The organism is Chlorogloeopsis fritschii PCC 6912 (genome assembly GCF_000317285.1).
GTDB classification, from domain to species: Bacteria; Cyanobacteriota; Cyanobacteriia; order Cyanobacteriales; family Nostocaceae; genus Chlorogloeopsis; species Chlorogloeopsis fritschii.
The window spans coordinates 23,625-36,462 of the sequence record NZ_AJLN01000146.1 but is presented as its reverse complement, the minus strand read 5'-3'; the positions used below and the strand labels follow the sequence as shown (position 1 = coordinate 36,462).

General features: G+C 42.1%; 14 protein-coding genes. 10 read left to right on the top strand and 4 right to left on the bottom strand.

Annotated elements, in window-relative coordinates; translation table 11 throughout:
- The 5 genes from UYC_RS0132875 to UYC_RS0132855 form a co-directional block, all read left to right on the top strand.
- On the top strand, positions 1-257 hold a 257-nt coding region (locus UYC_RS0132875; protein ID WP_026087599.1), incomplete at its 5' end, for a hypothetical protein.
- A 140-nt stretch (positions 258-397) separates the two neighbouring features.
- Complete coding sequence (locus tag UYC_RS0132870) at positions 398-733, top strand: hypothetical protein (RefSeq protein ID WP_016876635.1); 336 nt, start codon at positions 398-400, stop codon at positions 731-733.
- Between the two features lie 209 nt (positions 734-942).
- Complete coding sequence (locus UYC_RS0132865) at positions 943-1,305, top strand: hypothetical protein (RefSeq protein ID WP_016876634.1); 363 nt, start codon at positions 943-945, stop codon at positions 1,303-1,305.
- A 17-nt stretch (positions 1,306-1,322) separates the two neighbouring features.
- Positions 1,323-1,736: a hypothetical protein gene (locus UYC_RS0132860; RefSeq protein WP_016876633.1), complete on the top strand. Its 414-nt coding sequence runs from the start codon at positions 1,323-1,325 to the stop codon at positions 1,734-1,736.
- Between the two features lie 250 nt (positions 1,737-1,986).
- Positions 1,987-2,472 (top strand): hypothetical protein, encoded by a 486-nt coding sequence (locus tag UYC_RS0132855; RefSeq protein WP_016876632.1) that lies wholly within the window; start codon positions 1,987-1,989, stop codon positions 2,470-2,472.
- Between the two features lie 246 nt (positions 2,473-2,718).
- Here the strand turns inward: UYC_RS0132855 and UYC_RS0132850 are convergent, their stop codons facing one another.
- The 3 genes from UYC_RS0132850 to UYC_RS0132840 all read right to left on the bottom strand — a co-directional run bounded on the left by UYC_RS0132850 (position 2,719) and on the right by UYC_RS0132840 (position 5,333).
- Positions 2,719-3,168 (bottom strand): PIN domain-containing protein, encoded by a 450-nt coding sequence (locus UYC_RS0132850; protein ID WP_200862411.1) that lies wholly within the window; start codon positions 3,166-3,168, stop codon positions 2,719-2,721.
- Positions 3,169-3,517: 349 nt separating this feature from the next.
- On the bottom strand, positions 3,518-3,796 hold the full coding sequence (locus UYC_RS0132845) for an acylphosphatase (RefSeq protein ID WP_016876630.1): 279 nt from the start codon (positions 3,794-3,796) through the stop codon (positions 3,518-3,520).
- Between the two features lie 58 nt (positions 3,797-3,854).
- Entirely contained in the window at positions 3,855-5,333 is a 1,479-nt protein-coding gene (locus UYC_RS0132840) for a site-2 protease family protein (RefSeq protein ID WP_016876629.1), read from the bottom strand.
- A 152-nt stretch (positions 5,334-5,485) separates the two neighbouring features.
- Between UYC_RS0132840 and UYC_RS0132835 the strand changes: the two genes are divergently transcribed.
- On the top strand, positions 5,486-6,220 hold the full coding sequence (locus UYC_RS0132835; RefSeq protein ID WP_026087598.1) for an MBL fold metallo-hydrolase: 735 nt from the start codon (positions 5,486-5,488) through the stop codon (positions 6,218-6,220).
- A 197-nt stretch (positions 6,221-6,417) separates the two neighbouring features.
- On the opposite strand, the gene ctpA is transcribed toward UYC_RS0132835, so the two are convergent.
- Positions 6,418-7,665, bottom strand: coding sequence for a carboxyl-terminal processing protease CtpA (gene ctpA, locus UYC_RS0132830; RefSeq protein ID WP_016876627.1), 1,248 nt, complete (start codon positions 7,663-7,665; stop codon positions 6,418-6,420).
- Positions 7,666-8,153: 488 nt separating this feature from the next.
- Between ctpA and petB the strand changes: the two genes are divergently transcribed.
- From petB to UYC_RS0132810, 4 genes are all read left to right on the top strand, one after another.
- Positions 8,154-8,801 carry a cytochrome b6 gene (gene petB / locus UYC_RS0132825; protein ID WP_016876626.1) on the top strand — a complete coding sequence of 216 codons (648 nt, stop codon included), beginning with the start codon at positions 8,154-8,156 and terminating at the stop codon, positions 8,799-8,801.
- 204 nt (positions 8,802-9,005) lie between these two features.
- Positions 9,006-9,488, top strand: a complete 483-nt coding sequence (petD, locus tag UYC_RS0132820; protein ID WP_016876625.1) for a cytochrome b6-f complex subunit IV — start codon at positions 9,006-9,008, stop codon at positions 9,486-9,488.
- Between the two features lie 210 nt (positions 9,489-9,698).
- Positions 9,699-10,139, top strand: a complete 441-nt coding sequence (locus tag UYC_RS0132815) for an ATP-binding protein (protein WP_016876624.1) — start codon at positions 9,699-9,701, stop codon at positions 10,137-10,139.
- 443 nt (positions 10,140-10,582) lie between these two features.
- Complete coding sequence (locus UYC_RS0132810) at positions 10,583-12,796, top strand: phosphoketolase family protein (protein WP_016876623.1); 2,214 nt, start codon at positions 10,583-10,585, stop codon at positions 12,794-12,796.
- The last annotated feature ends 42 nt before the right edge of the window (positions 12,797-12,838 follow it).

The following is a 12,838-nucleotide window of genomic DNA, read 5'->3' as shown; positions in this document are numbered from 1 at the left end:
AATTCAACGTCCAAGAAGTTAATCAAGACGGTAAAGCATTTGGTGGTAGCCAAGTAATCAACAATGCTGAGTTGAAGAACAACCAACAACTAATCAAACTCAAAGATGGACGTTATTGCTACAGCGGTTCTGGTGGACAATTCTCTGCTCAAAGAGTGAATCAAACAGGTGAAGCTGCTTTTGATAGCACTGTTGTCAACAATGCAGAGTTAAGAAATCGCCAGCAGACTGTTGATATTGCTAGCTGCCGTTACTAAAGTTAACTATTTGAAATCGGGATGATGCTAATGAGCGCATCCCCAACTCAAAATCCGGCGTTGTAAATAACGCCAATTCCAAAAACAACAACACACAACACACAATACACGCACAACTAATTTAAAGAGGTCTAAATATTATGTTGAAGAAGTCTTTTGCATTCGGTTTATTGGCTGCTGGTTTGATGGTTGCTCCTGGTGCAGCAATGGCACAACAATTCAACGTCCAAGAAGTTGATCAAGACGGTAAAGCATTTGGTGGTAGTACCGTTGTTAACAATGCTGAGTTGAAGAACGACCAACAACTAATCAAGCATAAAAATGGACGCTATTGCTACAGTGGTTCTGACGGACAATTCTCCGCTCAGAGAGTCAACCAAAAAGGTGAAGCTGCTTTTCATAGCGCTGTTGTTAACAATGCAGAGTTAGCATCTCGTCAGCAGACTGTTAATATCGCTGACTGTCACAACTACTAAAAGCTAAGTATTTGAAATTGGGATGATGCTAATGAGCGCATCCCTAATCAAAAATTCAATTCTTTTTCAAACTAAAGGCGTTGCCCAATGCAAGCAATACCAACTCTAGTAACAGTTTGCAGAAAGTTAGTAAAAGAGTTGTAACCAAGGTTCGCCGATTCCTGAACAAGCAACAAAATCGGTTTTTCCTATATGTGAGGTATTGAACCATGCCTGCTAAACGTTCAATTTCGATACTGTTACTCTCTGCGCTGATGGCATTACCTGCCGGAATAGCCACAGCAGGCGACATTGATATCCAAAATGGCAATACCAGAGTAAGAATTGACGGAGACAACGGTATTACGATTAGAAAAACTCCCAGTTCGACAACAAGTATCTCTCCCTTTCGCTGGCCTAATTCTGGGGTATGGATTCCAAAAAATCGTACTTACCGTGTCCCAACTGTGAAAATTCCTCAAACAACGCGGGGTTATTGTCGCGGCAGAACTTTGACTCAACAAAGCGTTAAAAACTCCGGTAGTGCAACCAGTCGCACTTATAGTTCTACAACTACAACTTCATGTAATTAGTTCAAGAGGATACAATTATGAATTTCAAATTTATCTCCCTTAGCTTATTCTCGCTGACAGCTGTATCACCTTTGTTTGTTCCCTCTTTCACTCCTTCTGCACTGGCACTAGGTTGTTCTGCGATCGATGTGGCTGTACAGGTAGATGTTAGCGGTAATAAGAATCCTGGTCAGCAAACCAATAATGTAAGTCAAGAGTTTGGAGAAGATTGCAAACCTGGTACAAATGTTACCAACAGATCAACTCAAATTAATGTTGGCCCTAATTCTGCGATACAAAACCGAAACAGTAATGCAGTTGTTGGTGAAGGTGCTACCAGTACAACTCCAGGTAAGGGAGATGTTGGCGTAAAAGTCCACGTTCCAGTACAAGTATACAACCCCGGTCAAGATCCAGAATTTCTGAAAAAAGTTGGTGCTCCGCAACGATAATGTTGCTCAACAGGGTGCATATTGCAAATATCTACCTTCCGAAGTTTTCCAATCAAGAAGCTTCGGATAAATTATTATTTTGACTTAAGTTTAAACTCGATTGTTTACGATAGATTGTATTTAAATGGGATAAATTCGTTTCTAGAAATCCGATTTGTTTGAAAAGCTTGTAATTACCAGACAAAAACAAATTTGCTATAAGTATTCAGCAGATAACGATTTTTATACCCATTGCTATCTCCATAGAACCATGAAAAAACTATTATTTCTTGCCTTCTGTTTAGCTTTGATCGCAATAGTTTCTGCGGCAATAGCTCAGAATTTTATCAGTAGCCAAAGTTATTCTATTAATATAGATACCGATAATGATATGAAAGGCTTCAGTAGCTTTAGCGAACAATCCAGCTATTCCTCTGGATACCAACAAAGTTCACTCAATCTGAGTGCCAATAATCTTAGTCAACCCCATATTTTGAGGATTAATACTTCAGGTACTCAATTGAAGGGTGAAATTATCCTTAATGGTAAAGTTGTGAAACGGCTTAATAGTAATAAAGTGGAAGTGAATTTATCACCATTGCTATCAGTCGGAGAACACAAAGTGGAAATTTTAGGGCGTTACGTTCCTGAATCATCTGGTATCAGTATTGAATTTAGCGGCCCTAGCACTAATGTTATTCAGCAAACTAGTGGAAATGGTATTTTAAACTACGTTTTAGATGTGAGTGTGTACTAGTAATGTATGTAGCAATCCGATTTGATTTGTGAAAATTTAAAGATACAGATTCCCGACTTATTTGAAAAGTCGGAGATATTGTTTTTCATAAAGTAACAATTAAACTACAAAATTACGGAATTACACCTCAAAAGTTCTTGACAAATTATACTAAATCCGCCTTCTCAACCACTCTTTTACTTGGCGACTGGAAAGTCCGCCTACTCAGACTAAAGCATAAAGAGGATAATGTAACCGGATTTGGTATTAGCTATAATTAGTTGCTTTTAGCTGAAGTTCTAAATTTACACGCACCCACAATTCTGCTAGTGACCAAATCCAATATTTGTTTGGAGCTTCAGCAAAATTATTCAGGTTATGGGTGACAATTGCATCTAGTTCTTCACAATTAACACAAACTAGTTCTACAGCAGATTCAAAATCCTTGAGTGGTGAGGAACGTGCTTGCTGCAGAACTATTTTTTCAACAGTACAAATTCTGATTTTATCTTGTAACCAATTAATTACTATTTCTGCAATTTTGTGATTTTGTAAACATTTGGTATAGGTATATATTTTTTGCCATCCAATATCTGTTATATACATCTGAAGAGATGGATGTACTATATCTATTAATTTGCTCCCATCTTCGCCAAAAGCGTTGCGATTTATCAAAATTTCTAGTATGAGGTCAGCATCTATTAAAATCTTGATCACTTTCAATCCCCCTGATTGACCGATCAATAAAACGTAGTGTGAGATTTCTGTACTGCTCTCACTTATGAAGGAACATATTTATATACAAAATACAGGGGGATTATTTCTGAATAAATGCACAATTATTGACTCAGAATTGGGAAGATTAACTAATTATTAGCTGGCAAAGTGAAAGGTCAAGTAATAGGACTGCTGTGGTTTATAAGGAGCGATCGCACAACGGTTTTCTTTAAGGTGGCATTGCTCACCAATATCTAAAATGTTTACCACATGGGCTGTGACGCAATGCCCACCCTACGATTTCCGGTTAATCATTTGAAAAGCGCTGTAATTAACGAATCTACAAAAATTAACGTCTCACATCAAATCTACGCAACCCTTCTGGTTCTGTGTACTCCACCACTATATCCTTGACTATAGCTGCGGGTGGGCCTTGGTGACACCAACGAATCATCTCCTCAACAACTTCCTGTGCTCCTTCAAACACTGCTTCTACCCTGCCATCGGGGAGATTTCGTACCCAACCACTCAATCCTAGCTGGCTAGCTGTATCGACAGTGGCAAAGCGATAGCCTACGCCTTGCACTCTTCCCGAAATGAATACGTGGGCGCGGATTAGTTGCGACATCTGTATTTTAACTTTGCCTTAACTAGCATCACCTTTACGATTTCTAGTCTAGCTGAAATTAAATTTGCAACAAATTTGCGATCGCCTGCGGTACTGGTAGGACAATCAGAACTAACAAAGCCATAGCTAGTAATCCCCCGATATCGCGTTTGTTATCTAACTCTGTGACATCATTGAGTGCTGGTTCGTCCATCAAAGGTATAAATAATAAGACAATTGCCCACAAGAAAAATCCTGGCTGTATTAAAGAAAGCAGCAATAGCAACAAGCGGGAAATTTGACCGATTACTACTGCACTTCGTTGCCCAAACATTGCATGGATGATGTGTCCCCCATCAAGTTGTCCTACAGGCATCAAATTTAAAGCAGTTACAATCAGCCCTAAACAAGCAGCTACTGCAACTGGATGTAGATCGATAGCTGATTGCGATGTTAACTGACTTCCCAGCGCTAATTTCGAGAACAGCGCTAATAAGATAGAATATCTGGGATTGAGAGCGTCTGGATTCAAAAATCCTGTTCTTTCACTTGGTAAAGGAACCACTTCAGAATTAGCCAAACCCCATATTAATAATGGCAGGGTGGCTACAAAACCTGCGACAGGCCCGGCTATACTGACATCAAATAAAGCTTTGCGGTGAGGTACAGGGCTGCGCATCTGAATAAATGCGCCAAAAGTTCCTAAGAAAAATGGGATGGGAATGAAATAAGGTAGGGTGGAGCGAATTTTATAATATCTAGCTGTGAGATAGTGACCAAGTTCATGGATTCCTAAAATAAATATCAAAGCTAAGGCGTAGGGTAATCCTTTCAAGAACATAGCTGGATCGGATTGGAGGGCTGTAGGCAAAACACCAGCTATTCTCGCCCCTACTAAGGTAGTAGTCACTATAGTTATTGCTAATAGTAGTAGCGCTAGTCCTGGGCGCGTTAGCTGTTCGGTTGAGCTTGCATTACCTTTGGCTGCTTGCGTATTGGGAACAAGCACAAAGAAGGGTTTCCCATTCAAACCTTCTTGAAAGATCACTAGGAAGCGATCGCCAAATTGTGCTTCTATATTCTCTTTGATTTGTTGATAAGCTTGTGTTGGCTTAGTTCTTAACTGACCCCGACAAATGACAGCTTGAGGTCTATACTCAATATTTTGAATGTAGTATACCGACCAGGGAAAACAGTTGCGTAGCTGGGTTTCTTCGTTTTGTTCAAGGGGACGCACAGGTGATGGTTCTGGGGTAGTATTTGCAGCCGATTCTGATTGCGGCGTTTGGGGTTCAGTCTGTTTGTCACTTGGCAGTTGCCGCCCCCACTGAAACAGTACCCAGTATAACAAAGGGCAGATAATTAATGGCAAAATCATTAGCGATCGCGGCAGAGGTTGATTCGTACCGTAGATCACTGTCCATCCTGTCCACAACAGTGCTGGTGTCATCAATATCAACCACAATAGCCAAACTGGTGTCCGAGTGATTTGAGCGACACTGCGTTGCACCATTAAATAGGTAATTAGTCCCAATAAAAGAAGAAACCAAACAGCCATGTTGTTTTAATGTAATTTCAAACGTGAGTCTCGCTTGTAGTCAAATGCGCCACAGCTATTGTCACAAGCCAAACACCATTCCCCCATCTGAGCGCCAGAAGTTTTATACTGAAACCGGAACACCCGCAAATCTCCAATTAGTAGTAGTTCTCATGTGTCCCTTGCCTCAAGAATCAAGTCAGATTGTTAAGCCACCACGAGAAGTCCTCTCTTACGAAGTTCCGATCGGAGGAAACCTCCGCTCGGACTTCGCGCTAGATACTATTTTCGCATTTCCACCAAATCGGGACACGTTAGGGGGAACCGCTTATTTTATTGTAAGAAATGAAGGCAATATTCTGGTTGATTGTCCGGCATTTGACCAAACAAATCAGGATTTTATGCGATCACATGGTGGTGTAAGCTGGTTATTTCTCACTCATAGAGGTGCTATTGGTAAGGCGGCGGAATTTCAGAAAAACTTTAACTGCAATATTTTGATTCAAGAACAAGAAGCTTATCTATTACCTGAATTAGCCTTAACTACCTTTCATCAGGAATTTACCTTAAATTCAGCCACCCAAATCATTTGGACTCCCGGACATTCTCCCGGCTCATCTTGTCTTTACTACCAAGAATGTGGGGGTGTACTTTTTTCGGGACGTCATTTAGTTCCCAACCAGCAAGGTGAACCAGTGCCATTACGAACAGCAAAAACTTTTCACTGGACTCGGCAAATTAAAAGTATAAAAGCTTTATTAGAAAACTTCTCGCCAGAAACACTGCACTATATTTGTCCTGGTGCAAATACTGGTTATCTTCGCGGTAAACGTGTAATAGATAATGCCTATGAGCGTTTAGCTAACTTAGATTTAGAAGTTTTGCTGCAAGTGCAAGCAATCATCTAAGGGACTAGGGATTAGGGATTAGGGACTAGGGGCTAGGGACTAGGGACTAGGGACTAGGGACTAGGGATTAGGGATTAGGGACTAGGAATTGGAGATTAGGAATTAGAGGAATTTAGATTTATTCACAATTAAATATTCTAGCCCCTAGCCCCTAGCCTCTAGCCTCTAGCCTCTAGCCCCTAGCCCCTAACTCCTAATCACGCTGCTTTTGCTGCAACGACTGAGTTTTTCGCTAGCAATTCCAAAGCTGTTTGAAATTGGTGATCTAATTCTGTACCAATTTGTTCACGGGTAATCGGTTCGGAAGCAACAATTTGGTCTGGCTTAATGCCCAATTTATTAATATCTTTGTGATTGGGAGTTTCATACTTGGCAATTGTCACTGCTAAACCAGAACCATCGGACAATTCAAACAGTGACTGAATTAAGCCTTTACCAAAGGTAGTTTCTCCAACCAGTGTGGCACGACCGTTATCTTGCAGTGCGCCTGCGAGAATTTCACTAGCACTAGCAGTTCCTTGATTGACTAAAACAACTAACGGATCGTCTGTCAATGCCGGGCCAAAGGATTCAAAACTGCCTTGAATACCTTGGCGATTAACTGTATAGACTATGGTGCCAGAGTTTAACCACAGGCGGGCAACTTCAATTCCTGCTTGTAATAGCCCGCCGGGATTATTTCGCAAATCTAAAATGTAGGCAGCAGCACCTTTTTTTTCTAAATTATTAATGGCGTGTGCTAACTCCATCGGGGCGTTGGCATTAAATTGAGTGAGGCGAATGTAGCCAAGAGGTACTCCTTGGGGGCTAGTACGTAACTCTGCGACTACAGGATTAAGACTAATGCGATCGCGTGGGACTCTAAATTCTTTTTGTCCTTCTCCGTCTCGTTCAATCAGCAGTGTGACTAAACTGCCAATCGGCCCGCGCATTCTGGTTGCGGCTTCGTCTAGGGTGAGATTTTCCGTCGAAACACCCTCAATTTTAACAATGCGATCGCGCGGTCGAATTCCTGCTTTTTCTGCTGGGGAACCGCTAATCGGAGTAACTACTTCCAGCTTTCCTGTCTGTTGATCTAAAGCAATTTGCAACCCCACCCCTGTCAGTTCCCCAGAGGTATTTACCTGTAAACTGCGGTACTGCTCCGGATCTAAAAAACGGGTAAAAGGATCGTTGAGGCTCTTGAGCATCTTTCCGATTGCTGCGTATGCTGCTTTTTGATCTGTCAGAGCCGCAGAAAGAACCTTTTGTCGCACCGCTGCCCAATTTTGATGGTTAAAGGTGTCATCCAAATAAGTGCGATTTACAATTCGCCATACTTCCGTCACCAGCTTTTGTTCTTCAGTCAAAGCCATCGCTGGTTGACAAAAGCTGCAAAATCCGAGCCAAAACGCTAAAACAACTGACAAGCTAATCCGAAAAACCCGTTTGTGCATTAACCCCATTTTTACTTCCACTTTTAACCCAAATTACCTATCTCGATGCAGTTGCCTTGATTTATATGAAATCTGTCTCTCGACTATGTTACTTTTTTTATAGAAGTGGTTCATTTTGAAATCAAGTGGATCAAACCAGTGATTTCAGCGCATACCACTCAGAAAACGCTAGAATCTTCATTGTGTCCGACATTTTTGTGTTTGGGTGCAAGAAGAATGCAATAATATATCATTTTTGCAGAGTGTTAAGTTTATTAAAACTATTATCACTCTGATATCCCAGCTTTACTAAAATCCCAAAACTTTAGGGACTGGGGACTAGGGACTAGGAACTAGGGACTAGGGACTGGGGACTAGGGATTAGGAATAAAGAAATCTTAATACCCAGTACCCAATCCCTGATCGCCAATCCCCAATCACCAATCCCAATCCCCAAATCCCTGGTTAAATTGGGAGATTTATTAACCGCGAATCGATTTCTAGGAAATTGAGATTGTATGGCCAACGTTTACGACTGGTTTGAGGAGCGCTTAGAGATTCAAGCGCTCGCTGACGATGTAACCAGCAAGTACGTCCCTCCCCACGTCAACATCTTCTACTGCTTGGGTGGAATTACTTTGACTTGCTTTTTAATCCAGTTTGCGACTGGATTTGCGATGACATTTTACTACAAGCCAACCGTTACAGAAGCTTATGCTTCTGTACAGTACATCATGAATGACGTGAACTTCGGTTGGCTGATTCGCTCCATCCACCGCTGGTCTGCCAGTATGATGGTGCTAATGATGATTCTGCACGTATTCCGGGTATATCTCACTGGTGGCTTCAAAAAGCCTCGTGAGTTGACTTGGGTTAGTGGTGTCATCCTAGCTGTGATTACTGTTTCTTTTGGCGTGACTGGCTACTCTCTGCCTTGGGATCAAGTTGGCTACTGGGCTGTCAAAATCGTGAGCGGTGTACCAGAAGCGATTCCTGTGGTCGGTGTTTTGATTTCTGACCTGTTGCGCGGCGGTTCCAGCGTTGGACAAGCGACATTGACTCGTTATTACAGCGCTCACACCTTTGTGCTGCCCTGGCTAATTGCCGTCTTCATGCTGCTGCACTTCTTGATGATCCGCAAACAAGGTATTTCTGGCCCATTGTAATCAAAAAGCTTTTGGCAACAGGCAGAGGTTTTCAGTTCCAAGATTCGGTAGTTTGTTTTAAACTGAAGGAAAAATAACAATCGTTATTGACACATAAAAGACAAAAAAACGAACTATTGTATCTTAAGCTGAAAGCTAATGCCTGATAGCTGATGGCTTTCACAGATGCTTTAATTAGACATAAGCAGGAGAGCACATTTAGAAATGGCAACACTAAAAAAACCAGACCTCAGCGATCCTAAATTAAGAGCTAAACTGGCAAAGGGCATGGGTCACAACTATTATGGTGAACCAGCCTGGCCTAATGACCTATTGTATGTCTTCCCGGTTGTAATCATGGGAAGCTTCGCTTGTATTGTGGCTCTATCAGTGCTAGATCCGGCTATGGTCGGAGAACCGGCAAATCCTTTCGCCACACCCTTGGAAATTTTACCAGAGTGGTACTTGTATCCTGTATTTCAAATTTTGCGCTCAGTTCCTAACAAACTTTTAGGGGTGTTATTAATGGCGTCTGTACCCCTGGGGCTGATTCTTGTTCCCTTCATCGAAAACGTCAATAAGTTTCAAAACCCCTTCCGCCGTCCAGTAGCAACAGCAATCTTTTTGTTTGGTACTCTAGTCACAATCTGGCTGGGTATTGGCGCTACCTTCCCATTAGATAAGTCCCTTACTTTGGGTCTGTTCTAAGTAAGTCATCATAATATGACTTTGACGCCTGTGAGTTTCTCAGCAAGTGCAAAAGTGCTTTTGAGAAAAACCTACAGGCGTCTATTTTAATAATCCAGGTTGAGCTGTCAATGATTTGAAATTTTGGATTGAAATGCCATTCCAAAGTCTAAAGACTGTAGATCGTAGGAAATACCGGGAAATATTTTTCATCTATTCAAGTCAAGGTCAATGCTTAGCATCATGCAGCAAGACCATCTGACGGTGAAAAGCGAACTTAAGCTTCTAAACCAGGTACAACAATGGTTTGAGCAATTTTGCTTACAACATTTGTCTAAGCGTGGGTGGTCAGAAAATCAACTATATCGTCTCAATTTAGCATTAGCAGAAGGTTTTACCAACGCCGTTCGTCATGCACATCAATCTTTACCACCAGACACAACCATTGACATAGATGTTTCTTTGTGGATTGATCGACTCGAAATCAGAATCTGGGATCATGGAAAACCTTTTAATCCCGATGCGATCGCTGAACCTGAACCAGGTACTTTGCAAGTAGGAGGATATGGATGGTTTCTTCTCCGTCGCTTGGCCGATCAAGTTGTTTACGAGCGTAGTGCAGATGATAGAAATTGTCTACTCATCGTCAAGTACGGTTTACAAGGGCAGTAGTATCAAAGAGGTATTTACATCTGTTAAGGAGAGTTGAATAATATCAATCTGATATTGAGGGACAGATTGACACTAATAGCAGATAGGATTTTAGCGTACTAAATTAACTCAACTAGAATTAACTTCCTTTCCTCTGATTGGCTTGCTTGAATGGCTGACTTTTTTAGTACTCTTGTTCAGGTTCACACAAGATTATGGTTACTACAGGTTGGCATCGCTGTGAATTTTGATCGAGGCTAAATTAGTCAGCCTTAATTTTGGTGCAAATCTAATGTTTTGCCATTGATAAGCAATTTAAATAGTTAATTTTAATTAAGTTGCCATTTAAGCTAATTATCCTTACCTTGTGAAATAGCAATTAATTGTTACAACCTGAAAGTTGTAAAATTTTCCTTAAATTGGATGAGCTTTTCTAGTGTCTCCTCATAGGTAAGGTATTCAGCATGACAGCAATTTCCCCAAAGGCAACTTCAGCACTTCCCAACTTTTGGGAAGGAATTCAATATTTTGGTGAAGCGTTACCGGAATTTGAAATTTATGGTGCAACACCTGCCATCGAATTAGGTAAAGTAGCGATCGCCAATCCAAAAGATGCAGGGGCAGTGTACCAAACTTTGCTGGCTGCGGATGCTTTACGTTATTTGACACTGCAAATTACTGGTAGTAAAGCTTCTGGACATCCTGGCGGTTTTGCCAGTCAAGCGGAAGCTTATGCAGCACTAGTTATGCTCGGTTACAAAAATATCATCACCGAAGTGGGACACCACGCTCCTGGCTTTTACAGTGCCATGTTCTTGGATCGTTCCTTAGAGGAGATGGGCATATACACAGTGCAACAATTGCGCGATCGCTTTCGGGAGAAGCATGGGCTGTTAGGACACCTCTCCGGTTATATTCCCGGTATTCTCGCACCAGCAGGGCCTTTGGGACAAGGACAGCACTTTGCTATGGCAGCTGCACTGTTGCACAAAGACAAGCTATTTCCTTTTACCCTTGGTGACGGCGGATTGGGTGAACCCTACATCATGAGTTCAATGGCGCACTTCCACACCGCCTATCCTGGTGTTACCAACTTTTTACCAGTGCTGGTGTGGAACGGTTATAGCCAAGAACACCACAGCATGGTTTCCATCAAAACCAATGAAGAAATGATGGCATACTGGCACGGCAATGGTTTTGAAGAAGTCGTGCTAGTAGATGCAAAAGATTTTGATGACAAAAACCAACCAGGCAATTACGTTGACAGTACCGCCTTTTCCTTTGAGCAACGGCTAGCTTTTACCAAAGCAGTATTAATGGGTGTAGATGAAGCAGCGCGATCGGCTTTGAGTGGTAAACTAACCGTATTCATCATCAAACAACTCAAGGGTGCAGGCGTTCACGCTAGAGGAGCAAAATCTCACAACCTTTATCCCAAAGATACCCTTGATGCACCCCACATTGTAAATGCGCTAAAAGAACGCGCTTTACCCCATGAAGCTTGGCAACTGGTAAGAACAAACTGTGAACGTGCAGGGGGCGGCTCGGCAGCGAAGACAGTTGTCACAGAATTTGAATTACCTTTACCAGAATTAGGCGAATTGCCCTTAGAAGAATATCACGTTGGTGGCGAGCCAAAAGTTGCTACCACAGCAATGGGACGTTTGGTGGCAAAAGTTGGACAAATAGACAGAAACTTCCTCGTCACTAACGCCGACGGTAATGAAGCATCGGGGATTGCCAACATTAACCAAGCACTCAAAATCATCCACCCTACGAGCGATGAGTTATACAACCAAGAACCAGGCGGACAAGTTTACGAACCCCTGAGTGAAGATGCTTGTGCGGGGTTAGCGGTTGGCTTGGCGTTGATGGGTGCGAGAAGTTTGTGGTGTTCTTATGAATCTTTTGCCATTAACGGTTTACCAATTTGGCAAACAGTTACCCAAGCAATGGCAGAATTGCGCCGCCCTACTCCTTCAACAATTACTTTATTCACCGCAGGTGCGCTAGAGCAAGGGCGCAACGGTTGGACACACCAACGTCCGGAAATTGAAGCTTATTTTGCTGCTATGATGCGCAATGGCAATGTGTTTCCATTGTTCCCACCCGATGCTAACAGCATTCAAATCTGTTACGACTGGGCGCTGACAACAAAGAATAAAGGAATTGTCATTACTGCCAGTAAATCACCACTGCCAATTCGCACTAATTTTAATATGACTCGTCAAGGATTGCGCGATGGTGGGGTTGTGTTGCAAGAAGTTCCCGGCGATAAAAAAGTTGTGTTTGCCGTAATTGGCGACATGACATTAATGCCTGTATTTGAAGCCGCTGCTTTTTTGGAAACAGAAGGTATTGGGGTGAAGATAGTTTCTGTTATTAATCCTCGGCGTTTATATCGCCCTGATGATACAGCTTGGGATACCTGTGCTGAACCTGATGATGGTTTTATAGATGATGAAAAATTCGCTGAATTGTTTGATGGCGATGCATTAATTGGTGTGACTGGTGGTGCGGCAGCAATGCTGGAACCAATTATGTTGCGCAGTACTTGTAAGCGTGATACTTTTGCGTGGAGGCGTGGGGAGACAACAGCAAGTGCTGGTGAGTTGATGGCGTTTAATGGATTGACTGCGGAGGCGATGACGAAGCGGGCGATCGAGTTGGTGCATTAGATGAATTAATGCATTTTTCCATATATCAATCAAATTAGGAGC